The 24,939-nt window shown below is 48.4% G+C and carries 18 protein-coding genes and 1 pseudogene; 10 read left to right on the forward strand and 9 right to left on the reverse strand.

Annotation, left to right across the window (positions count from 1 at the left end; genetic code table 11):
* Positions 1-20 precede the first annotated feature (20 nt).
* Positions 21-1,094, reverse strand: coding sequence for a helix-turn-helix transcriptional regulator (locus MA2_RS00690; RefSeq protein ID WP_067054934.1), 1,074 nt, complete (start codon positions 1,092-1,094; stop codon positions 21-23).
* 273 nt (positions 1,095-1,367) lie between these two features.
* Here MA2_RS00690 and MA2_RS00695 point away from each other — a divergent pair, with 273 nt between their 5' ends.
* Positions 1,368-2,843 carry an L-serine ammonia-lyase gene (locus MA2_RS00695; protein WP_067054939.1) on the forward strand — a complete coding sequence of 492 codons (1,476 nt, stop codon included), beginning with the start codon at positions 1,368-1,370 and terminating at the stop codon, positions 2,841-2,843.
* 277 nt (positions 2,844-3,120) lie between these two features.
* Here the strand turns inward: MA2_RS00695 and MA2_RS00700 are convergent, their stop codons facing one another.
* From MA2_RS00700 to recJ, 3 genes are all read right to left on the reverse strand, one after another.
* Positions 3,121-3,423, reverse strand: coding sequence for a hypothetical protein (locus MA2_RS00700; protein ID WP_067054942.1), 303 nt, complete (start codon positions 3,421-3,423; stop codon positions 3,121-3,123).
* Positions 3,424-3,444: 21 nt separating this feature from the next.
* Positions 3,445-3,828 carry a hypothetical protein gene (locus MA2_RS00705; RefSeq protein ID WP_067054945.1) on the reverse strand — a complete coding sequence of 128 codons (384 nt, stop codon included), beginning with the start codon at positions 3,826-3,828 and terminating at the stop codon, positions 3,445-3,447.
* Positions 3,829-4,069: 241 nt separating this feature from the next.
* Positions 4,070-5,866 carry a single-stranded-DNA-specific exonuclease RecJ gene (gene recJ / locus MA2_RS00710; protein WP_067054948.1) on the reverse strand — a complete coding sequence of 599 codons (1,797 nt, stop codon included), beginning with the start codon at positions 5,864-5,866 and terminating at the stop codon, positions 4,070-4,072.
* A 430-nt stretch (positions 5,867-6,296) separates the two neighbouring features.
* On the opposite strand from recJ, the gene MA2_RS00715 reads away from it, so the two are divergent.
* Both MA2_RS00715 and MA2_RS00720 read left to right on the forward strand, forming a co-directional pair.
* A complete protein-coding gene (locus tag MA2_RS00715) occupies positions 6,297-6,815 on the forward strand; it encodes a hypothetical protein (protein WP_067054951.1) in 519 nt (172 codons plus the stop codon).
* 264 nt (positions 6,816-7,079) lie between these two features.
* Entirely contained in the window at positions 7,080-9,008 is a 1,929-nt protein-coding gene (locus MA2_RS00720; RefSeq protein WP_079352283.1) for a TonB-dependent receptor plug domain-containing protein, read from the forward strand.
* A gap of 13 nt (positions 9,009-9,021) precedes the next feature.
* On the opposite strand, the pseudogene MA2_RS00725 reads toward MA2_RS00720, so the two are convergent.
* A pseudogene (locus MA2_RS00725) lies at positions 9,022-10,246 on the reverse strand (RNA-guided endonuclease InsQ/TnpB family protein).
* A 188-nt stretch (positions 10,247-10,434) separates the two neighbouring features.
* On the reverse strand, positions 10,435-12,315 hold the full coding sequence (locus tag MA2_RS00730) for a SurA N-terminal domain-containing protein (RefSeq protein WP_067054954.1): 1,881 nt from the start codon (positions 12,313-12,315) through the stop codon (positions 10,435-10,437).
* 282 nt (positions 12,316-12,597) lie between these two features.
* Between MA2_RS00730 and MA2_RS00735 the strand changes: the two genes are divergently transcribed.
* Complete coding sequence (locus MA2_RS00735; RefSeq protein WP_067054957.1) at positions 12,598-13,311, forward strand: DUF8198 family protein; 714 nt, start codon at positions 12,598-12,600, stop codon at positions 13,309-13,311.
* 119 nt (positions 13,312-13,430) lie between these two features.
* On the forward strand, positions 13,431-14,450 hold the full coding sequence (gene ubiE, locus MA2_RS00740) for a bifunctional demethylmenaquinone methyltransferase/2-methoxy-6-polyprenyl-1,4-benzoquinol methylase UbiE (protein WP_067055398.1): 1,020 nt from the start codon (positions 13,431-13,433) through the stop codon (positions 14,448-14,450).
* Between the two features lie 263 nt (positions 14,451-14,713).
* On the opposite strand, the gene secF is transcribed toward ubiE, so the two are convergent.
* The 3 genes from secF to yajC form a co-directional block, all read right to left on the reverse strand.
* On the reverse strand, positions 14,714-16,027 hold the full coding sequence (gene secF / locus MA2_RS00745; protein WP_067054960.1) for a protein translocase subunit SecF: 1,314 nt from the start codon (positions 16,025-16,027) through the stop codon (positions 14,714-14,716).
* Between the two features lie 10 nt (positions 16,028-16,037).
* On the reverse strand, positions 16,038-17,930 hold the full coding sequence (gene secD / locus MA2_RS00750; RefSeq protein ID WP_067054963.1) for a protein translocase subunit SecD: 1,893 nt from the start codon (positions 17,928-17,930) through the stop codon (positions 16,038-16,040).
* A 73-nt stretch (positions 17,931-18,003) separates the two neighbouring features.
* A complete protein-coding gene (yajC, locus tag MA2_RS00755; RefSeq protein WP_067054966.1) occupies positions 18,004-18,348 on the reverse strand; it encodes a preprotein translocase subunit YajC in 345 nt (114 codons plus the stop codon).
* A 369-nt stretch (positions 18,349-18,717) separates the two neighbouring features.
* On the opposite strand from yajC, the gene MA2_RS00760 reads away from it, so the two are divergent.
* From MA2_RS00760 to modA, 5 genes are all read left to right on the forward strand, one after another.
* A complete protein-coding gene (locus MA2_RS00760; RefSeq protein ID WP_067054969.1) occupies positions 18,718-19,200 on the forward strand; it encodes a hypothetical protein in 483 nt (160 codons plus the stop codon).
* A gap of 175 nt (positions 19,201-19,375) precedes the next feature.
* Positions 19,376-22,555, forward strand: coding sequence for a LysM peptidoglycan-binding domain-containing protein (locus MA2_RS00765; protein ID WP_067054972.1), 3,180 nt, complete (start codon positions 19,376-19,378; stop codon positions 22,553-22,555).
* A 31-nt stretch (positions 22,556-22,586) separates the two neighbouring features.
* Positions 22,587-23,405, forward strand: coding sequence for a hydroxyacylglutathione hydrolase (gloB, locus tag MA2_RS00770; protein WP_067054974.1), 819 nt, complete (start codon positions 22,587-22,589; stop codon positions 23,403-23,405).
* A gap of 16 nt (positions 23,406-23,421) precedes the next feature.
* The gene (gene iscX, locus MA2_RS00775; protein WP_067054977.1) at positions 23,422-23,622 is read left to right on the forward strand and encodes a Fe-S cluster assembly protein IscX; all 201 of its coding nucleotides are present in this window, start codon (positions 23,422-23,424) and stop codon (positions 23,620-23,622) included.
* 288 nt (positions 23,623-23,910) lie between these two features.
* The gene (gene modA, locus MA2_RS00780) at positions 23,911-24,927 is read left to right on the forward strand and encodes a molybdate ABC transporter substrate-binding protein (protein WP_067054980.1); all 1,017 of its coding nucleotides are present in this window, start codon (positions 23,911-23,913) and stop codon (positions 24,925-24,927) included.
* Positions 24,928-24,939: the final 12 nt, after the last annotated feature.

Raw genomic sequence — 24,939 nt, forward strand, 5'->3', positions numbered from 1 at the left:
AACATCAATCCTAAAACTGGTTAGTCGTCAGTTACTGTGGCTGATGCTTGATTGACATCCGTCTCACGCACCGCCGCTGCCAAAATCGGCGGCTCGATATGGCGTAAACCCTTGCCAAAACCACGCAGCCACCAAACCAACTGTGAAGTTAAATTGACAGTCGCCTTAACGTGTAAACCTGCATCATCCTTCCAAGTGTGTTGGTCGGTGCTAAGCGCGCTCTCGAGTAGACTTTTGCCTGCCGTGGGCGCAAAAATCAAATGCACCGCCACACTTGGTGGCTCGTAGCGGCTGCTATCGCTGGTTGTATCGGCGGTTTTGAGCTGCTCAAATAGCGCAAACGCAAACCCCATCGCGCCTGAATTAAGATAAGCATCAAGGTTAAAGTTGTCGGACAGCTTGGCAGGCTGGTCGCTGACACGCGCGCTGTCAAAACGATGCAGGGCAAAATAGCGGATATCATCGGGCGATTTATCCTGACGGCTGGCAAGCAGATAAATCACCACACCGCGCTGCACAATGGCCAACGGGTTAAGCACGTATTCGCTGGCTTCATCGCGGCCGCGCGCCTTGTAGCAGGCAATCAATTGGCGATTTTGAAACAGCGCGTCGTACACCGCCTCTTTGGCTTCTATCTTGACAGCAGGCGCAATCAGCGGCTGATTGGCGGACAAAATCCGCACACGGTTAAGCCATGTATTTGCCACCTTGCTGTCTTTGAGCTGACGGCTGGCAAGGTCAAACCACGGCATCAGCTCATCGAGCACGGCAGGGGGCAGTAGATGGGTCAGATTGTCTTTAACCATGCTAAACGCCACCGCTTGCGACAGCGTCATGTGCGGCAGGGTTTGCAGCGGCGCGTCCTCACGCCACCGCCAACCTTGTGGGTTGGTGTGATTTTTTTCAATTGGAAAACGCTCGGCAAGTGCGTTCAAATCGCGCTGAATGGTACGTAGGCTGATATCAAAGCCCATCAAATCCAGCTGTTCTTTGATGTGTGCCGTACCCAGCCAGCGTTTGCGATCAAGCTGCGACAAAATTTGCCATTGTCGGGCGGTGGTCGCGGTTGCGTTGTTGTCTTGCGCTTTACTCATGTGATTAAAGTTTTATAACAATGAGGTGAAGTTTTATAACAATGTTTTATAACAATGAAGTGATGGCAATTTTTAGCAGTTTAGCAAATGATTAAAGCTATTATAGGTCAGAATATGTCGTGCGTCACCTGTCATCATACGGCGGATTTGTAACGCTATAAAACTGCTTATGCTGACGGCATGATTTTGCTATAATCAGTGCAATTTAAATCGCCACATTTGTAACAAATTTGCGGCAAGGATTGCTAAGCTTAATTGAATAGAGAACCGTGCATGATTAGCATATTTGATTTATTTAAAATCGGTATTGGACCATCAAGCTCACACACCGTCGGGCCGATGAAGGCCGCCAATTTGTTTATTGCTGAGCTGCGCGCGGCAGGCGTGCTGGCGCAAGTCACGCGTATTGAGGCGGTACTGTATGGCTCCTTGGGCGCGACGGGGCGCGGGCATGGCAGTGATATCGCGGTCATGCTTGGCTTGATGGGTGAGATTCCCGAAACCACCGAGGTTAAAACCATTGGACAAAAAATTGCTGATATTTATGCCAAACATGAGCTTCATGTAGCAGGGCAGCATAGCATTGCGTTTGACCCTAACCGTGATTTGCTACTCAATGGTATGGAGGCGTTACCATATCACCCCAATGCCTTGACGTTGGCGGCATGGGATGGCGAGACGCTGTTGCACCACAACACCTATTATTCAATTGGTGGCGGCTTTGTCATGACTGAGCAAGAAGCGCGTGCCGACGCACCTGTGATTGACAGCGTGGCAAAACCCGTGCCGTATCCGTTTCGCACAGCCAAGCAGCTGCTAGAATTGTGCCAAACGCATGGCATGAGTATGGCGGATATCGTCCGCGCCAATGAACGCGCCAATTTATCAGATACGGCGATTCATGATGGTTTGATGGCGATTTGGGATGTCATGCAAAGCTGCGTCAATGACGGCTGCCACAATGACGGCATCTTACCTGGTGGGCTCAATGTGCAGCGGCGTGCCAAGGCGATTTATCAACAGCTATCTGCCGCCGACAGTCGCAAGGCGTTCAATGACGCGCTGGCAGTGATGGATTGGGTCAATTTGTACGCCTTGGCAGTCAATGAAGAAAATGCCAGCGGTGGGCGTGTGGTTACTGCACCGACCAATGGCGCGGCAGGCGTGATTCCTGCTGTTATGCACTATTACCGCGATTTTTGCCCAAATTATAGCGTGCAGGGTATTGAGGATTTTTTACTCACCGCCGCAGCGATTGGTATCATCATCAAAGAAAACGCCTCAATTTCGGGCGCAGAAGTCGGTTGTCAAGGCGAGGTCGGTTCGGCGTGCGCCATGGCAGCGGCAGGTTTGACCCATGTGCTTGGTGGTACGCCTGCCCAATGCGCCAACGCAGCAGAAATCGGTATCGAGCACCATTTGGGCATGACCTGTGACCCCATCGCAGGCTTGGTGCAAGTGCCGTGTATTGAGCGCAACGCCATGGCAGCGATCAAAGCCATCAATGCCTCACGCTTAGCCCTCAAAGGCAACGGGCAACACGTCGTGTCACTGGATAAAGCCATCAAAACCATGAAAGATACGGGGCTTGATATGATGGCAAAATACAAAGAAACCGCGATGGGTGGGCTTGCCATCAACGTATTAGACCCCGTGATTGACGCAGGGCTAGACACGCCGCTTGGTGAGTTGGTAGAAATTGAAAAAATCCCGACGGTGGATGTAACCGTCAATTACAGCCAATGCTAACAAGGGTCAGCGCATTTTTATAGCACACCAATCTATCACAACAAATCGAGTAATTGATAGCAGTCAACCGCAATTTGACCGCACAGAACGAGCGATTGAACAACGAGAACGAGAAGCTAGCCAATATCAACAGACAGCAGAACGATTTACTTACCAAACTGTTAGGGAAATCGAAAAAGAATTAAATCCAAATCAAGATAGGGGTATAAGTTTGTGATGTATTTGCTTTACAAATAATGTGGAAATGCTAATGCCCTGTGGTTGTCATAAACTTGACCTAGTTTTTATTAAAATTTGATAAAATACTAGGAAGTTCAGATTTTGATTTTTCAATATTACTAAAAACAATATTTAAAACATCTATCTTGTATTCATCACTATCAAAATCACTATTCCAATGCTCAAATTCATGTTTCCCATTCGGCTCATAAGTGATTTTTACCGCTTTCTTGGTTTCTGTATCAATAAAACTCACATTATCGTCTGTATCAATTAGCGTACCATCATTGCCTTTTTTATTTAACCACTCTTTCCATTGTCTATCAGCATTAACGGATTGCCATAATTCTAATGATTTCATAAATTCACCTTACTAAATTTGTTATTTAAAAGCTTGTCCTGCGATTACTTCAATATCAATGCGAGCAGTTGGGTCTTTTCTATTAGGGTCTTGACAAGTTTTACTAACAGGGGCAGATACTCCACCAGAAGCCTTAGCACTTTGAATGAATTTTTTGGCACAATCATAGGCATTAAGACGTTCTTTTTTTTCAGCGGAAGACAATGAGTTCCAAACGGTATCTAATTCAGTATCTAATTTTACTAAACCATATTCAGCAGTAATTGGAGTAGCTGAGTTCCATGCAGACGATTTTTCTACCAATGGTTGTTTACCTTGAGCTTGTATTCTACCCCTATTTTCTGCACCTACAGCATAGGTTGTACTAGATAAAGCAAGTACGACAATTAAAGCTTTTTTCAACATAATAGTTCCCTTATCTATCAATAAATAAAATTTGATTTTATTTAAATATCATAAAAAATTGTTATTTTTTGTTTAGTTTTTAAACCCAAGTTCGGTTAAATATTGGCGGTAAAATTCGACCTTTTCGCTATTGCCTAATTCTGATTTAACACGGCTTAGGTAATCTGAAGAACTTTCACCCATGCGAGCGTGCCAACTTCCAATCTTAGCGACAATCTGAGTCATCATTTTAAAGACATTCTTAGATTAAGGCGATTTTTTTGATCATCAGCTGCACCCGATGTTGTCCATTGTATGCGTTGTCGTCAAGTTCATAAAGTACCTGCACGCGGCTAATGCCACGGGCAATTTGGGTCAAAGGTAGCTTACCAAAATCGGCATTGAACCAAATCGCCTCCAAACTAAGTGTGGTTGGTGAATCGGCTGGGCACAGCCACAGCTTGACATGACGTTCTTTTAACACGTGAACATCCTGCACAACAAACACGCCATCAAACACAGGCGCGGCAAAACCATGCCCCCAAATCGTCAAATTTTGCAAATACTGAACAAAACCGACATCAAACGCAGCGGCAGGCAATTGTCCATCACTGTACAACGTTTCGCTAAATGTTTCGGGCGGCAATTGGCGCATCAACCCATCAAACGCGGCTTTAAACGCGGCAAAATTGCGCTTAGGGATAGTCAGCCCTGCCGCCATCGCATGCCCACCAAAGTGGCTGATTAAATCAGGCTGCGTCTCAGCAATACGCTCAATCATATCGCGAATGTGAATACCTGCAATCGACCGCGCTGAGCCTTTGATCGCGTCATCATCACCGACCGCATTGACATCGGCAGGCGCGAACACAATCGCAGGCACATGGTAGGCTTCTTTGAGCCGTCCTGCCACAATCCCAATCACGCCTTGGTGCCAGTCATCTTGATACAGCACCAAGCTGCGCGTAGGCTGCGCTGGATTGGCATTGTCAGAAATATGGGTTTGTTGGCTGATTTTAGTAAGCAAATCATCCGCCTGCTGACGCATCTGCTGCTCAACTTGGCGGCGTTGGCGATTGAGTGCGTCAAGCCGGTGCGCCAACCGCTGCGCCGTGCTCCAATCATCGGCAAGTAAGCACTCAATGCCAATACGCATGTCCTCCATGCGCCCTGCGGCATTGATACGCGGCGCAATGATAAAGCCAAAATCCTGCGCGGTGAGTTGGCTGGCATGCCGACCTGCCTGCTCAAGCAATGCCAAAATCCCCACACAGCACCGCCCTGCGCGGATTGCCTGTAAGCCATAATGCACTAAAATGCGGTTATTGTGGTCAAGCACGCCGACATCTGCCACCGTGCCCAACGCGACCAAATCCAAATACCGACTGACTTGCGCCGATGGCTTGCCTGCAGTGCGGCGTATTTTGGCAAGATTGCCCAGCACATAAAACGCCACCCCCACACCAACCAACGCCTTACTACCAAACGTGCAGCCCAACTGATTGGGATTGACCACCGCGTCCGCAGCAGGCGCGTCTTGTGTCGTCAGATGATGGTCGGTGATGATCACCTCAATGCCACGTGCCTTGGCAGCTGCCACCCCAGCATAGCTGACAATGCCGTTATCCACCGTCACGATGACATCGGGCGCAAAACGTGTAACACCCAATTCAACGATTTGCGGTGTTAAGCCATAGCCATATTTGAAGCGGTCGGGTACCAAAAAATCCACCCGCGCCCCCATCTCACGCAGCACTCGCACCATCAACGCCGTACTGGTCGCGCCATCGCAATCAAAATCACCAACAATCAAAATTTGCTGTTGCTGATCAATCGCTGTATCTAGCAGTGCCACCGCCGTGTCCAGTCCTTTGAGGTCTGACGCGGGTTGCAACGCGCCAAGCGCAAGGTGCAGCTCTGCCGTACTATCCACCCCACGCCCTGCCAAAATCCGCGCAATCACCGTGTTCAAATCGGCATTTGTGCCATCATTTGCCAGCTGTTGGCGTAAATTGGCAATCAACACATCGTCAGTCGTACGTGGCGTTAAATCTAACATACACAACACCCAAAATTGGCGAACATTTGGCTAAGCCTTCATCATGTGTGTTAGTCGACAAAAATACAAGGCTTTATCCATTGCTGTGGCATCAAACTGACAAAAAAGTTGGCAAAAGCAGGTTTTTAGATACAAGCTGACCCAGCCATAAAAAACAAGCTGTAAAAACCAAGTCATCAGAACCCAGCTACAAAAATTGTGCAATTTTTTGCAAATTTACGCTTATCAAACACCGCGCAAGCATTTACAATAAAAGTTATCTTGTGTCATTTTTGCAAATTTTTAGTGTGTCATAAGTGCCTACTATTGTGTAATAAGTGCCTACTATTTTGCAAAGTCGCACTAACTATGTTTGATCTATAAGCTATAAATCATCATGGGGCAAATCATGTTTAAATTTAATTGTTGTAAACGCAAGGGAGATACCACTATGTCAAGCACAAACGTGGAAAAAATGCCAAAATCGGTTGATCCAAATCTTGATTTAGACAAAGTCAAACGCGAATGTCTAGAGATGGTCAAAAAACAAGCGCGTATTTCGGCGGCAGCGGCAGTCGTACCCGTACCGTTGGTGGATGTGGCAGTTGATGCAGGGCTGTTGACCAAGCTGTTACCAGAAATCAGCTATCGTTTTGGCTTGATTGATGACCCAAGCAAGGTTGATTTGAGCAAAAAATCTGAGTCAGAGCTAGCGCGTTGGAAAGACCGCGCAGTGGATTTTGCAGGTTTTGTTGCCACACGCAGCATTGCCAAAAAAACCTTTCAAGGTTTTGGCAGCCGTATCGTTGCCAAACAAGTGACCAAGTTTGTGCCATTTGGTGGGCAAATTGTGGCAGGTACGATTGGTTATTTGATGTTCAAAAAAATCGCCACCAAACATATCGATGAATGCTATGCCAAAGCCAAGCAGCTTCAACGTGGCAAAACAGTCGCAACTGTAAGTAAATAACCTTTCAAACACTTATTAATTTAACTTGATGTGTTAATTTGTCCTGTGTCGATACGCATTGACACAGGATTTTTTGCTGTCGATTTTTGGTGCCAGCGTGGCGCGATTTACTTGGCAGGTTTTGCTAAGATGAATTAAATTCAGCTTTAGGTGAGTAAATACCACGGATACGATGGATAAAGCGCTAGGCTTTTGTAAATAAATTTTTTACAATATTACCAATTTATTACAACTGCGTATAAGCCAAGTAGAGGAGTGGGGTGTATGGCAGCATCGCAATTGACCATCGAACAATCGCGCGTGATGTTTAAGCTAACAGCTATGAGCCTAAGTATTTTAGCCAGTTTTGGCATGAATGCGTATGCCGATGAGGTGGGACAGACGGCTAATCTTGTGGCATTGGCGCCGCTGACTTTTACCGCAAGCCGTACGCCGACACAGCTTACACACACCATCGCGCAAACACAGGTGGTAGATGTGCAAGACTTACAGCGTTTTCGTGGGCAAAGTGTGCTTGAGGTGCTGCGCCATCAGCCGGGTATTGTGGTGCGCCAAAATGGCGGCGAAGGCACAGTCAGCAGCATATCATTGCGCGGATTTGGTAATGCAGGCACGTTGGTGCTGATTGACGGTATTCGTTATGGTTTGGCCAGTACAGGCGGGGCGGCGTTGTCGCTGTTGCCTGCCGATCAAATCGACCGCATTGAAGTCGTATACGGCGCGTCTGCCAGTAGCTTATACGGTGCTGATGCGATGGGCGGTGTGATTCAAATCTTTACCAAAGGACAAAACGCCAGACAAACAGGTGCAAGCGCGGCTATCGGCGCAGGTTCGCAATCGACCTATCAAGCCAATGCAGTGGGGCAATACGTCACGGGCGATACAACCTTAAGCCTTGGCGCAGGCTATCACAAAACCGATGGTATTGACGCAACCAATGCCGATAACTTCGCGCCTTATCATGACAAAGACGGCTTTACAACCAAAAACGTTAGCGTTGTTGGCAAGCGTGTACTAAATCCTGCATGGCAAGTCGGCGCGTCGTTGCTGTACGCCGATTCGACCACTGACTACGACAGCAGTGGCTATGACGCAGACTTTAACCCTGTGCCATTTGTCGATAGTCACAGCGACCAAAAAAACGGTGCGTGGCAAGCCCATGCTGACTATCAACAAGATGCACTAAGCGCGCAATTACGCTATGGGCAAAGTATCGATAAATCCACCAGTTATGATGGCATCACGCCAAACGGTGGCACGTTTGATACCAAACAACAGCAAGCCAATTTGCAGCTTGGTTATAACCTTGCAACCGCCCAACGCGGTGTGGGGCAAGTGATTGGTGGGGCAGAATGGCTCAAGCAATCGCTGTCAGGTAATGGTGTAAAAAATTATCAAAAAACCGACCGTGACGTGACCAGTGGCTTTGTTGGCTATCAGCTAAACCAAGACCAATACGATTTGCAAGCCCATGTGCGCTATGACGACAATTCACAATATGGCGACAAAACCACCTACAACCTTGGCGCAGCTTACCGCATCGCGCCCGATTGGCGGATCGGTGCAGCATACGCCACAGGATTTCGCGCGCCAACCTTTAATGATCTGTATTACCCTGGATCAGAAAACCCCGATCTTAAGCCCGAAACCAGTAAAAATAACGAATTATTTGCCGAGTACCGCACGGCTAACAGCAGCAGCCGTTTGACTGCTTACCACAGTCGCTGGCGTGATAAGCTTAAATGGGTGACGACGGATTTTAAAACCTATGCAGGACAAATGCAAAACGTTGATAAGGTCGATATCGACGGCATCGGCTTAACGCATGATTGGCAGCGCGACGCCTGGGCATGGGGGCTAAGCTACACGTACCAAAAGGTAGAAGACCAAACCACCGACAAGCAGCTAGACTATGAGCCCAAAAGTCAAGGCTTGGTGTATGTCGGTTACCAAACACCGCAATACGCCTTGCGTGGTGAGATTGAATATGTCGATTCACGCACCGCAGGTAATGGTGCTAAAAAATTAGACAGCTATACCTTGCTCAACGTCAGCGGCAAATACAACATCAGCCCTGTACTATCCATCGGTGCACGCCTAAACAACTTGACCGACAAAGACTACAGCACAGCATACGGCTATAATGCCAAAGGCATCAATGGCTTGGTTGATGTAACGTACAAGTTTAATTGACTTCCTCCCCTCCCTAAAGTGAGGGGATTCCTGCTCCCAGACGGTCAAGCCCGACCGCAAGAATATTCTTACTAGCATTGATATCTCTATCATGCCGTGTGCCACACTTTGCACAAGTCTACTGCGAGCATAGCTCTTGTCTTGCGAACGGGCAAAGCAGTGCTTTGCTTATCCGTTCTCATCTCTTATTCGCAAACCTGCTCTACCTTTTGGACTGTTGCTGTCGATTTGACCGCAACACGAGCACGTCACGGCGGGCATAGCCCTTGTCTTGCGGACGGGCGAAGCAGTGCTTCGCTAGTGCCGTCCTCAGGTAGTGTATTTCTCATTGACGATTTCAAAACGGCAACCTGCGTTCTCGCATTTGTAGGTCAGTTGGCGTTTGAGTTCAAACCAACCTGCGTCATATACGCTTTTGGCTAGTTTGCCTTTTTTACTGCTAAATTGACTGGTTTTAACGTCACCAACCACGATTAGCGCGTTATCTTTGACTAATCGGGTGGTGAATTTATGTATCAGGTCTTGGCGTGTGTTTTTGATTTGGCATGGATAGCCTTAACACGCTGTTTGTTGTTGGCACGTTGGGCGGTGGCTAACGCTTTGGCATATTTAAGCGTTTGCTTGATTTGCAGTTTATCACCTTTTGAGGCGGTGGCACTGTCTTTTAAGCCTAAGTCAATACCGACACTACCTGTACCACATTGCTGTTTTGGGTATTCTTTGACGGTGATACACGCATACCAACGGTTACGGCTGTCTTGTACAATCTCGCAGGTGTTTATTTGATATAGGCTAAGATTGTAGCTGTCCCATACGTCTATCAGTAGCTTTTGCCCTTTGGCTAGGCTTAGTTGTAGTGTTGATTTTAAGCCCTTTTTGCCTGTTTGGTGGGTGGCAATGTGTTTGATGGCGGATTGTTTAAATGGTAGCCAACCGAGTGATTGACGCTTTGAGTTTGGATTGTTGGTTCGCCATGATAGTTTGGCTTTTTTGCATTGGCGACGCGATTTGGCGTGGGTTTCGTTGATGGCTTGGATGGTTTGCGAGTGTAAGCCAAGGAATTCACCGCTACCTTTGGTATATTCGTTTAGGTCATAGGCTGAAAAGAATTTGCCTGTTTTTTGTAGGTACTTGTAACTCAAGTCATTGATGTAGTTCCATACGAAATTAACCGAACCGCTTAGGCGGTTTAGTTGGTCTGTGTGTTTGTCTCGTATGCGTAGCTTGAGTGTTTTCATGGGTTTATTTTAACATATTTAGTATCTTATCGTGTGTAAGCATAGCTACTTAAGTTGCCTTATATCCACCGCCTGAAGTCGCAGGTTTACGGCAATGGAAGATAAACAAAAGGCGAAGATAGACCTCGCCTTTTTGATGCTAGATGGTATCATCCAATCATAAATCCTGTAAAAATTAACAGCATTTCTCAAGGATTATTTGCAGGAGCATTTTTTATCGTTACGTCAGTATGCGCGCGCAAATATGCCAAATAATCCTCAAATTGGCTTTGCCCAATCGCATCGCGCACCATGTTCGCCGCTTGTCGCTTGCTTGCTGCATCAATGGCACTGGCATCTTGATGAATGACTCCGCCAACCAACACACTTGCGCCTGTAGGTGTGGCTTGCGTGGTGACTGCCAGTTTGTCAGCACGGGCAGGTACACTAAACGCGCTGGCACGCTCGGCATCGCTAAGAGCAGGGTTTTGGCGATTAATATCACCTAAGTGGCTAAATTCTACCCCAACACCTTCAACGCTATTTTTTTGCTGGACAGCGGCGGCGATTTGCTTGGCACGCGCCAATGCCAACGCTTGCGCTTGCTGTTGCACCAGTTTTTGTTTGATCATAGGTCGCGCCTCAGCAAGCGTCATTGCATGGGCTGCGCGGTAATTATTTGGTTGTACCCAAACGGTGCGGTCTTTGAGGTCAATGCCTGTTGATACATGTCCTGCACCGTTAGCGGCACCGCGCAGCTGTGGATCAAACGCTGCCGTCATGACCGCAGGTTGGTTCAAGCCTTGTGCATGGGTCGTTTGATAGTTTGGCAACGTATGGGCAGACAAACGATAACGCTTAGCAAGCTGTTCTACCCCTACATCTGCTACCGCGTCGTTATTGATTTTGCTGATTAAATCTTGATACTGTGCGTCTTGGGCTTGCGCTTGTAGCTGCGCGATCAACGTTGGGCGCATGGTTGCCAAATCAGGCGGCGCGTCACCGCTGATGTTGTTGAGCTTAAATAGCTGATAGCCGTACTGGGTTTTGACAGGTGCTGACACTTGCCCAACTTGCAAACCTTTGACCGCCGCCAACACCGCTGCATAGTCTTTTGGAAACATCGCTTGGCTGATTGTGCCAATATTACCGCCGTTATTTTTGCTGCCCTCGTCTTGTGAATATTGTTTGGCTAGGGCAGCAAAATCGGCTTGTTTGTTATCCAACTGGGTTTTAAGCTGATTTAAAGTTGCTTGTGCGTTGGGGTCATTGATCAAAATCATTGACACGTCATATTCTGGCGCGTTGGGATTATTGGCGATATATTGCTGATAGGCAGCTTGAACCTGCGCCTCAGACGGGGCAGGGGCAGGCAAGGCGTTTTTGTCAAGCATGACGTACGCTAAATCCACCGCGTCATCGCTATTTAATTGATCCCGATGCTGCTGATAGTACTGGTTAATTTGCGCATCACTGACTTGTACCTGCGCGGCAAACGGCTGCCATGGTACGCGCGCGACCCACACAGGGCGCAGTTGGGTTTGTTGACTAAGTAATTTGTCCACGCCAGTTAATGGGTATACTGCGGTGTTAATTACGCCACGGCTAAATGTGCTAAGCGTCATATCTTGTCGCAAGGTATCAAACAGCTGTTCTTTGCTCATGCCTTGCTGCTGCAAAAAACTGGCAAAACGTTCTTGCGAAAACTGTCCGCTTTCATCCAAAAACGTCGGCTCGGTTGCCAACATTTGGGTGATCGCAGCATCTGACACACTAAAGCCTAAATTTTGGCTTTGATTGGCGATCAAGTAGCGGTCAATCATGCTCTCAAGCGTTTGTTTGCGCAAGATTTCGTCATTAATCAAACTGGTATCACCGCCGACTTGGGCAAGCAGGCTTTGGCGGCGTTGGTTGATGGCGTTTTGTAGCGCAGATTGCGGCACATTGAGCTCACCAACCTTGGCAACGGCATTGGGGTCATCACCGCTGTGGCGAATTGACTCCACCCCTGTGACGGCAAGCGGCAGCATAAACAACACCAGTAAGCTTTTGCCAACCCAGCCTTGTAAAAATTCGCGTAATCGTTCCATAATCGTCCATCGGGCGCAAAACACCGCAACGTGTCAGATATTTTGCCAGTTACCCAAACTTAGCTAAAAATTTAAGTCAAAGCAGTTAAACCAAAATTGACCCATCATTATAGGGCAAACCTGCGCCAAATACTATCCACAAACGCTTTTGACGTGGCAATGCATTGCGCCTGCTGACACACTTGGCAAAATTTAACAAAACTTGTCTTTGTACAAGTAGGGTTTTGGTTGATAATAACATTTTTATTGACGTTTATTTTGATAGGTTTAGCACACAGCCTTATGTCTGATTTATTTGATTCAAGCTTTGCCCAGCTGCAAGCCAGTCTCGACCAATACCAACAATATCCACACCATCACGATGACGTGCTCAAGCAAAAACTGCAAGAAGCCCAAGCGTGGCAACGTGAGCGTATGACCGCAACCCACGCTGAGCTCTTTGCACCGCCCAAACAGCAAGCATTTGGATCTTACTTGTTTGATCAATTATACGGCGGTGAACAGTTTGACCAACTTGCTAAGCAAATCGGGCGTATCACGCGCACAGCAGGCAAGCTTGAAAAATTCATCCCTGTCAATGCCTTGGCAACAGGCGTAGAGGGCGTACGCCAAGCTGTTGAGGCGATTGGGCTAGATGTCGAGCTGGCGCAGTATTTATTGGCACACAATCTGCCCGTCAATGATGATACCATGCTGGCAGCTTATCGCGCGGTTAATAAGCCACAAGCCCGTCATCAGCAAATTGATGCACTGGTTGCCACTTGCTACCAAAGTGATAAATATTTGCGCTCATTTGTCATGCAAAAAAGCTTTGCTCTGGCAAAACCCGTTGCCTACAAATATCAATTTGGCGCGTTGTATGATTTTATTGCCAAAGGCTTTGAGGCAATTCGCCCAATCAAAAGCGTGGGCGATTTGATGGAAAATTTTGCCCAAAAAGAACACCAAATCATCAATAACGTACACAGTGGGCAGCCCGATCCGTTTAACGTATAAATCTATTAGCCAGTTGAGGAGCCATCATGTCCAATTCTATACAAAACCATACGCCAAATGATAATACGCCTGTAGATGCCAATCATCAGCAGCCAACCGCTGCTCATCCACACGATGCGATGATTCAAGACAGTATGACCAACAATGCGACCCTAAACGTGCAGGTGCAAGCCGACTTGGTGCAACAACATACCCAAAATGCCCAACAGGCGCAAGATAGCACACAAGCATTTGGCACTACCCAAGGCTTGCCGCAGTCTGCGCCGCAAGGCCAGCAGATGACGCGCCCTGCCAACCACACGTCAGCCGCTCATGCACAGCCACAGGCGCACACACAAACCGCGGGGTACTATGATCGTAGCGCGATTCAAAACCCACATACCCAAGCCACCGATGGCGATGAAGTGACACACTTTGGCTACCAAAGTGTTCGCAAATCTGAAAAACAAGACCGTGTTGCCGAAGTATTTACCTCGGTTGCTAAAAAGTACGACATCATGAATGACCTGATGTCATTTGGCATTCATCGACTATGGAAACGCTATGCCATCAGCCTAACAGGTGTGCGCGCAGGTCAGCATGTGTTAGATATCGCAGGCGGTACGGGCGATTTAGCCAAAGTGTTTAGCCGTGAAGTGGGGCGTAGTGGGCGCGTGGTGCTGTCGGATATCAACGAAGCCATGCTTGAGGTTGGGCGTGAGCGATTGCTAAACGCAGGCTGCAACAACGTTGATTTTGTGCTTGCCAATGCCGAAACCCTAGCGCCATTTGCCGATGAAAGCTTTGATTTGGTGACCATCAGCTTTGGTTTGCGCAACGTTACCGACAAAGACGCTGCCTTGCGCTCGATGTATCGCGTGCTCAAAAAAGGCGGACGCTTGTTGGTGCTTGAGTTTTCTAAACCTGTGTTTGAGCCATTGTCCAAAGCGTATGATGTGTACTCATTCACCGCGCTGCCGCTGATGGGCAAATTGGTTGCCAATGACTCGGCTAGCTATCAGTATTTAGCAGAATCGATCCGTATGCACCCTGACCAACAAACGCTAAAAACCATGATGCAAGATGCAGGTTTTGTCAATTGCGACTACCACAACCTGACAGGAGGTATTGTGGCTGTGCATCGTGGGTTTAAAAAATAAGCCAATTATTAGGGCATGTCCTTCATTTAGAACAACGTATTTTAATGGTCTAAAAATACCCAAATCTGGCAAAGTTGCGTTAAATTATTTGCTAATATTGCCATATTATCTGCATAATTTGCCCCATTTTGCTGGCGATTTCATCGATTTTTAGCCGTATTATCCAAATAGGGACACGCCCTAAAAAATCATGGCAAAAAAAACGGTATGGATTGACCATACCGTTTTTTATTGTGCTGCCTTGTGCCGACGCTTGATGGTGCTTAACGGCGGTTATCGCTGGGTAATACGTCATCTGACTCATCGGCTTGCCAGACGGGTGCATGACGGTCGTCAAATACCACCTCTTCTTCGATAAACTCAGGCTTGACCTCAACAATAAAGTCCTTGCGTGACATGCCCATCCATAGCGGAATTGCACTGGCAATATACACCGATGAAAATGTGCCCAAGATCAAACCGATAAACAGTGCGATAGCAAACCAATACAAACTTGCTCCGCCCAAGAATATCATGGCTAGCACCACCAATAGCACGGTTGAGATCGTCATGATGGTGCGGCGCAGTGTTTCGGTCAAAGACAAATTAACAATTGTGGTGGCGTCTACATCGCGCACACGGCGAAAGTTTTCACGAATACGGTCAAACACCACAATGGTGTCGTTAATCGAATAACCGACCAAAGACAAGATCGCCGCTAATACCGTCAAGTCAAACGGCCAACCAAACAGCGCGAAAATCCCGACCGTGATGATACTGTCATGAAACAATGCCAGTACCGCACCCAACGCCAGTTTCCATTCAAAGCGCACGGCAACGTAAATAAACATACACGCCAATGCCAGTGCCAACGCCATGATCGAATTGACATAAATTTCATTGCCGACTTGGCTGCCGACCACATCGATGCTTTTAATCGTCGCATCGTTGTTGGGTAAATCCAACGCCTGATCAAGCGTCTGGCTTAAGCCCTCGACTTGGTTTTGTGGAGGCAGGCGCAGTAAAATCTCTTTATTACTGCCCAAATACTGCACCACGCCGTCATTGATTTGATGACTGGCTAGGGCTTGCTGTACCTGCGCTTGTTGCACGGGCTGCGCATACACCACCGTTGCCGACACACCGCCTGTAAAATCCAAACCAAGATTTAAACCTTTTACCAAAATCGCGCCCAAGCCGACTAACATCAAAATCAACGATAGCACGGCAAACGGTTTGGCAACTTTCATGAAGTTGATTACACGCTTACCCGTCAAGGTTTTTTCATCACCAACGGCGGTAGGCGTGGCGATCAGTACCTCATGGTTTTGGTCTGCCGCATTGGTAGAGGTATCTTGCACCGCGTCGGTTGTTGGCGTGTTGGTGGGGGTGTCTTGACGAGATTTGGTGGCATGATTGCCACCGCGTCCTGAGCGTCTGGGCGCGCGGCGTTGGCGGCGCGATGTGTCGCCTGCCGTTAAAGATTGTACGCCCAAATCTGCCAGTCGCTGCTGTGCGTCTTGGGCATTGGTATTTGGTGTAAGTGCGTCGTCAAGCGCGTCATCGTCTCGGTGTGACTGATTGTGATTGTCTGACATAATGCTCCCCTTAGCCGATGCTCAAACGCTTGACTTGACGGCGATAGCCATACGCCAATTGCGCCAGCGCGCGCGTCACGGTCACTGAGGTGAAAATTGAGCTGATAATCCCGATAGCAAGCGTTACCGCAAAGCCTTTGATCGGCCCTGTGCCAATAGCAAACAGGATAAACGCCACCAATAACGTGGTGATTTGCGCATCAAAGATACTGACAAACGCGCGGTCAAAACCTGCCACAATCGCCGATTTGGGACGTGCACCGTTGGCAAGCTCTTCACGAATTCGCTCAAAAATCAATACGTTGGCATCTACCGCCATACCAATGGTCAATACAATACCAGCAATCCCTGGTAGCGTCAGTGCTGAGCCAATCACCGACATAATCGCCAAAATCATGATCAAGTTAAATGCCAGTGCAATATTCGCCAACAAACCAAATAGGCGATAAAACACCAACATAAACAAGAACACCAGTAAATAACCAACTTTGGTAGAGAAAATACCTTTTTTGATGTTGTCTGCACCCAAAGATGGCCCAATCGTGCGTTCTTCCACAAAGTACATCGGCGCGGCCAGCGCACCTGCACGCAGCAGCAACGCCAGCTCTGACGCTTCAGCATTGCTGTCTAAGCCTGTGATTTGAAATGATGAGCCAAACACGCCTTGAATGGTGGCTTGGTTGATAATACGGCTTTCGGCGTACGGTGTGCGCACCTCGATGACTTCACCCGTGGTAGGGTCTTTTTGGTAGTTAATGCGCTGTTTATTTTCGATAAATAGTACCGCCATCTGCTTACCAACCGATTTTGCCGTGGTATTTTGCATCAAGCGTCCACCTGCGCTATCAAGCGTGATACTTACCTGTGGGCGGCTGTTTTGGTCGAGTCCAGCCTGTGCATCTTGCACATTTTGCCCCGTCACCACAGGCTGACGCTCAAGCAAAGTTTTGCGTGGTGAATTGACTTCACCAAACGCAAATACCTCCGTACCTGCTGGTGGTAGGGCGGTTGGGTTGGCTTGGTAGGCGGCATTGCCATCGGCAACCATACGAAACTCAAGGTTTGCCGTGCGTCCCAGTACGCGCTTGGCTTCTGCTGTGTCTTGCACACCAGGCAATTCAACCACGATACGGTTCGCGCCTTGCGATTGCACCACCGCTTCTGCCACACCTAGCTCATTGATCCGATTGCGCAGTGTGGTTAAGTTTTGGGTAACCGCGTCTTGTGCAATTTGGTTGCGCAATGTATCGCCTAAGGTCAGATTAATCGCCGCGCCTTGTGGGCTGATGACAGGTTGGAGCTGATACTGCCCAAAACGTGCGCGCAGCATATCAAGCGCACGGTCACGGCTGGCATTGTCAGCAAACACCAATGCCATCCCATCATCAATCGGGGTGATATTGGTTGTGCTAAGCCCACGACTGGCAAGCTCTGCACGGATATCACGCGTAAGGTTTTCTAGACGCTGGCTAACCGCTTTTGCCATATCGACCTCTAGCACAAAGCGCACACCGCCGCGCAAGTCTAAGCCAAGTTTGAGCGGATGCGCGCCAAGGCGTTGCAGCCATGCAGGCGTGCTTTGCGCTAAATTAAGCGCGACAACATAATTGTCACCCAGTTGTTCTTTGAGTAGCTGCTGAGCCTTGAGCTGGGTTTCACTGGATTCATCACTGACTTTAAGCAGTGCCGATTTGCCATCAAACTGGTTATCATGAGTGGCAATGCCGTGTTGACTCAAGATTTGTTCGGCGTGGTTGAGCACTTGCGCATCAAGTGTCGTGCCAGCCTCTGCGCCCGTGATTTGCACGGCAGGCTTATCGGGGTACAAATTGGGCAGCGCAAAAATCGTGCTAACCAACAACACCAGCGCGATAAGAACATATTTCCAAGCAGGGTAGTGCATAGTGGACTTCTGTTTACATCAATATTAAATTTACCACAACGGTAAATCGCTCCAAATTCAAATTTTCAATGCGTTAAGGTTTTAAACTCTCAAGCGTTCCAGCAGGCAACACCGAAATAATTGACGCGCGTTGCACCATCACCTCTTGATGGGCGTTCATCGCAATGACCGCATACTCACCTTGCACGCGCACTACCTTGCCCATCAAGCCGCCTGCAAACACCACCTCATTGCCTTCTTTGACCGAATCAATCATTTGGCGGTGTTCTTTTTGGCGGCGCGATTGCGGACGGATAATAAAAAAGTAAAAAATCGCAAAAAATGCCAGTGGTAACACCAACTGGGCGATCATTGACGTTGCGCTGGCAGCAGGGGCTGCGGCAGGCTCGGCATGAGCCAGTGAAATAAAACCAAACATTATCCAACCTTATGCCAACAGTGGGCAAAACTAAAAATGGGTTATGTTTTAACTAACAAAATTTCAACTGATAAAATTTGACCGCACAAGCGGCAACTAAACCGCCCATCATACCCGATTTGCCAGTTTGAATAAATGTTTATCACAAAAAAACTCGATATTGGTTAGGCTAAACTGGCTGAAGAAATCTTTCTGCAACCATCGCCGACACGCCGATAAGTAGCAAGCTGTTACAAGGGTGTAACAAGAGGTGTGTTAAACTTAAACGCAAATCAGTGCCGATTAAACGGTATTGCCTGGCTATTTTTATTTTACTATTTTTATTTTATCGTGCTTTAAAATTTTTATTCAAATAAGCGAGCCTTAATCATGACAACATTGTTGCAAACCTTGTCTTATTCACGTGCCGCGCTGACCACTGCCGCGTTGGTAGCCGCCTTAAGCAGTCAAACCGCCATGGCGGATATCACCGAGGCGGATTTACAAACCTTTGCCCGTCAGATGGCTGCCGCTGCCAATGCCAAAAACACCGCCCAAGTCAGCCGCTTGATTGACAATGATGTGCTGATCGCTGTGACGCGTAAGGGTAAAAGTGGTACGCTCAATAAACAATCTTATCTCAACTTACTGCAAACCAACTGGGCAAAAACAGGCGCGTACAGCTACAGTATTCGTATTGACAACGTGGTGACCAGTGGCGACCAAGCACGCGCCAACGTGCAAACGATCGAAACCTTGACCGAAAACGGCAAGCCAACCAAGCTCGTTACTGACTCACGCGCAACCTTTAATAAAGGTGCAACTGGCGTGGTACTCACGCGTTCTATCAGCCAACTGACGATCGAGCAATGACCGTGCATTTTTTAGTCAATAGGCAGATATGCGCCACGTGATCCACGTTTAAACGGTGTTAAGCGTTTGCGTTGAGCAAATTTTGTGTTAAATTGTTCGGCTTAACCTGTTAGCGGAAAAAAAATACGCCTGCTGGCACAATGCGCGAACAATCGGCTGTGGTTTAGGATGATCTATGCAACAAACAACTATTTATAAAACCAAAACTTATAAAACCAAAACGTTCAATTTCGTACTTAAACCGCTTAGCATTGCATTGGCAAGTTGGCTTGCTGTGGCGTGTAGCAGCACACCAAACCAATCTGCGCGTAAGCAGCCGACACGCGTTGTGGTGCCACAAACGACCCAGCGCGTCATCATACAGCAACCTACCCAACCAACCACCCAAGCCGCCAAAGTCACCCAACAAAGCGCAGCGTTATTGGATTTAGAAAGCCTCGATGAGTTAGAAAGCCTGCTTGAAGCCACCGATATGACAATGGTGGAAAACAGCGCGTTGCTGGTGCAGCAGTACGGTAACCTATGGGATCGTATGCGGGCGAATTTTAAAATGAATGCCAACCAGTATGATCCACGGATTGAAGCACAAAAAAGCTGGTTTATCTCACGGCAAGATTACCTTAACCGCTTAACCGCGCGTGCTAGCCGTTATTTATACCATACGGTGCGTGAAGCAGAACGGCGCAATATCCCCACCGAGCTTGCGCTGTTGCCCGTCATCGAAAGCTCGTATGACCCCAACGCAACCAGTAACGCAGCAGCGGCGGGTCTGTGGCAGTTTATTCCCAGTACAGGGCGAATTTACGGGCTAAATCAAACCTCAAGTTTTGATGGACGGCGCGATGTTATTGAGTCGACGCGCGCCGCGTATGATTTTTTAACCGCGCTGTACAACCAGTTTGGCTCATGGGAGCTGGCTTTAGCGGCGTATAACGCAGGACCTGGACGCGTACAACAAGCAATCAGTGCCAATCAAGCGCGTGGCTTGCCAACAGATTACTGGTCATTGCGCCTACCAACTGAGACGATGAACTATGTACCGCGCTTTATGGCGGTGGCACAAATCGTTAAAAACCCAGGCGCGTACGGCGTGTATTTGCCTGCCATTGCCAACCGCCAGCATTTTCGTAGCGTACCTGCAGGCGTGGGCACCAGTTTGTATGATGTCAGCCGTCTAACAGGCGTTAATTATGAAGAGCTTTACGCACTCAACGGCGGGCTACTTAATAGCGTTGTTGATAGCGCAGGACCGAATCGGATTTTAATCCCCAATGACGTCAATACCTCGCTTGATGCTAAAATCAGCCAATTGCGCGGTGGTGCGTCCGTATGGAGCGCACAAAGCCCATCAAGCTGGTCAGGCGATGGCAGCTTTAACAACACAACCACCAGCCGCCGACCCACCGCCCATATACCGACAACCACCAGCAACACACACCTGCCCTCATCAAGCAGCGACCTAGCCGCGATGGCGACTTCAATGGTGCAGCAGCAAAACACCAATTACGTTGCCCCGATGCCATCGGTGGCTAATTCTAGCGAACTGGCAAGCTTTGGCAACGGCACTTATCAATCCAGCGAGCCGCCAATCAGCACAGCACAGCAGCAGAGTATTACTGCTGAAATGCAGTCTGCCAATACCTTGCCGACCACATCGGCAACCATCACCAGTAATAACACCGTGATGCAAGAGCCACCTTTGACCCAAGCCGAGCGCGATATGATCGCTCAGCAAATCGCGCAGGTATCGCCTGACCAGCCAATTATCAGCCAGCGCGATGGTAACATCAAACTAGATGCGATCCAAACCCAACAATCGGTACTAGAAGCGCGCGGTGAAAGCCGTCAGCTGTCATTTAAAGAGCCATCCGTCAAATGGACACCTGCCTCAGACTCAGCCACAAGCGGCACCAGTCGAGCCAGTAGCAGTAGCGCGGCAAATACCCAAGCAGCCCCTATAAAAAAGCCCAAACCTCAGGGTACACGTACGACCTACCAAGTCAAACGTGGCGATAATTTACAACAAATCGCCAACCAATTGGGCGTAAACTGGCGTGATATCGCTGAGTGGAACCAAATTGACGCCAACGCGCCGCTATACGTTGGCACCACTTTATACATCTATAACGCCAAACCCATCAACAACCAAGACAGCCGCCCCGATAGCTACACCGTACAAGCAGGGGATACCTTGACGGGTATTGCTGCCAAATATGGGCTATCAATCAGCGAACTGGCGCGTTACAACAACCTGCCAGTAAACTACCAAGTACGCACCAAACAAAGCCTATGGCTGGTGCCCGGTAAAGTGACCAACAACACCAGTAATGCAAACCAAAACAGTCAGCCCAGCAAGCCCACCGCGCGCAGCAGTGCCGATGGCAAGCCCAATCGCCCTGATACCTACACCGTACAAGCAGGGGACACCTTGACGGGTATTGCTGCCAAATATGATTTATCGATTGGCGATTTAGCACGCTTTAACAACATTCCCGTGACCTACCAGGTGCGCACCCAACAAAAACTGTCCTTGGTACCAAGCAAAAATCCCGATAAACCCGCTGCAACTGCCAGCAGCTCAGGCAATAGTAAAGTGGCAACCAGTAAATATACCGTGCAGACAGGCGACACCTTGATTGGTATTGCCGATCGATTATCCGTATCAGCCGATGACATTGCCGCGCTAAATGACTTCAACGCCCAACACCGCGTGCAACTTGGGCAGACCATCAACGTACCTGCCAAAGCTGCAGCAAAATTAAACAACAGTGCGACCAAAACCACGACCTCTACCAGCCGCCCAACGAGCTATACCGTCAAGGCAGGCGATGGTCTGATAAGCTTAGCCAAACAGTTTGATTTATCAACCAGTGAGCTTGCCAAAGCTAACAACCTATCCCCAACGGATAACTTGTTGGTTGGACAAAAACTTACCATTCCAAATGCAGGCGCAAATAACGACACCGCGTCAGATACCAAATCATCGCGCACAAGCAGCAAAACCAGTCGCAGCGCAGACAGCGATGATAACAGTACAACCATTGACTATAAAGGCGCGACCGAACGCTATACCGTCAAAGCAGGCGATGGTTTGATCAATCTAGCCAGTCAATACGGCATCAGCACTGCCCAACTTGCCGCGATGAACAACCTAAAACCCAACGCCAATTTGCTAAAAGGTCAGCGCATTATAGTGCCCAAAACAACGACCACTTACAAAGTCAAAGCAGGCGATGGCTTAATCAACTTAGCAAGTAAATACAATATCTCAACCAAAGAACTGGCAGATATGAACGGCTTATCCCCAACGGCGGATTTAAAAATTGGGCAAACCCTGAACGTACCTGTACGCTGATCCCACCACAGACCCAACGGATGACAAGACAATGACCAAGCAAGCTGCCTTAGAACTGACCATTCAGCCGATTCCTGCGCTGCAAGACAATTATATTTGGGCATTGGTTGAGCCAACGCACAAGCAGGCAATTTTGGTTGATATCGGTGAAGCAGCACCTGCGCTTGAGTTTTTGCGCGCGCATGAACTGGATTTACAGGCGATTTGGATTACCCACCATCATGCTGACCATATCGGCGGCGTGGCAGACGTTTGTCAAGTATATCCCGACGTGCCCGTGTTGATGCATCCTGCCATCGCACCGCTGTTACCCAAATCGGTTAATAGCGTGCCTGTGCAAGATGGCAGCGAGCTAAGCGCGTTTGGGCATGCGGTTGATGTTTGGCAAATTGCAGGCCACACGGCAGAGCATCTCGCGTTTATTATGCAAATGGGTGAGGTAAAGCACGTGTTTTGTGGTGATACTTTGTTTGCAGCAGGCTGTGGGCGCGTATTTAGCGACACCATTGAGCAGTTGTTTGACAGCTTTCAACGACTCAATAGCCTGCCTGCTGACACGGTATTGTATCCTGCCCATGAATACACTGTCAGCAATCTGCGCTTTGCGCAGCACATTGAGCCTGACAACACCGACATTGCCCAAGCGTTGCATCACGCGCAAGATTTGCGCAATCAGCAGCCACCCAAACCTACTTTGCCGACCACCCTTGTCGATGAGCGGCGTACCAATCCATTCATCCGCGCGGCGGCAGGTAGCCTTGATTTAAAGCACACCGCCGAGGCGAAAGAGTTACCCACCGAACCGTTGGCGCTGTTTGGTAGCTTGCGTCAATTAAAAAACAACTTTTAGCATCCAAGGAGAGAACATGGCACTAAAATGGACAGATGCACGCGATATCGCGATTGAGTTGGCAGATACGCACCCTGATGTCGATGTGCAATACATTCGCTTTACTGACTTGCACCGCTATGTTACCGAATTGCCCGACTTTACCGATGATCCCAATAAGTCTACCGAAGGACAGCTTGAGGCTATTCAAATGGCATGGCTTGATGAATTAGACTAGACCAAGTCAAGTTGCCATGCGATTGAAGGCGATCAAATAAATCAACCAAACTGCTAACTATCCACCCAAAAACTAACCGAAGCCATACGTTTTTATACATTGCAATTTTTTAAATCGCGTATCATGCTCAATAACAGGATTTTGCTAGTTATTATCATTTGCAAGATACGGCTAAGATTAAATAGTAATACGCAGTGATTGCTCGATTCTAATCCGCGATCACATCAATGACATAGGCGATGGTACAGGCAGGCTGAGGTTATTGCCCATCATAGCTTGAGGTTAAGCATGATTGATTGTAACATGTATGGGCAGGACAGATGTTGGCAAAGTAAACTAAGAACGCTACAAGGCTGTGCGCTGTTGGTAGCTGGTTTGCTTGGCGGTTGTCAGCCTGACAAATCGCCTGTTGCGCCATCACCTGAGACCAGTTCACAAGCTAGCCAGACTTATACCACGGCAGCCAGCGAGCAGGTGTCTACGCGCGGTGCATCGGTTACCGAACCAATCGCTGCTGCAAGTGCACCTACCAAACGCTCAGTAACACTATTGATTGCTGCCAGCACCAATCTAAACAGCGCTTTGCCCGTCATGGTGGAAGATTTTAACCGTTTGCATCCCGACATCACACTTAAAATCACCTATGACACCTCAGATAAGCTTGCCGCGCGTATTCGCCAACACAATAACTTTGATATATTCTTGACGGCAAGCCAAGTCTATACCCAAGACTTATACGCCGCAAGCCAACGACGTGGCGGCTCGCGTTATGATCAGCCCTTTATTTATGCGCGTGGGCAGCTGGTGTTGTATAGCACCAAATATGCCTTGACCGATACGCCAACACAGCTACTTGATGACTTATTGATCAAACACGCGCCGCTGCAAATCGCACTGTCTGACCCCGAGCTATCGCCCTATGGCAGTGCGGCGCAAGCATGGCTGGTCAATCAAAATTTTGCCAGTTCGACACAGATCCAGCTACAGCCCTATGCCAATTTGATTCAGACCTTTGCTGCTACCGATCAAGGGCTGGTGGATTTTGGTTTTGTCAGTCTTGCACAAGTGCTTAGCAAGGCGCGTGACAACACCGTGCGTGAGGCCACCAAAACGCGTAGCTATGCGCCACTGTCCCAAGCAGACTATCCGACGATTTTGCACGAAGGCATGGTACTCAAACCAAGCACGGCTAGTCAGCAGTTCGTCAGCTACTTGTTATCATCCAAGGGGCAGCTGCTTTTGACGGAAGCAGGCTATTTACCCGTGTGTGGCGATAGCAGCCTTAAATTGCCTGCCTGCAGCTGAGCACGGCATTGT

This window comes from Moraxella atlantae NBRC 14588 (assembly GCF_001591265.1).
Lineage (GTDB): Bacteria > Pseudomonadota > Gammaproteobacteria > Pseudomonadales > Moraxellaceae > Faucicola > Faucicola atlantae.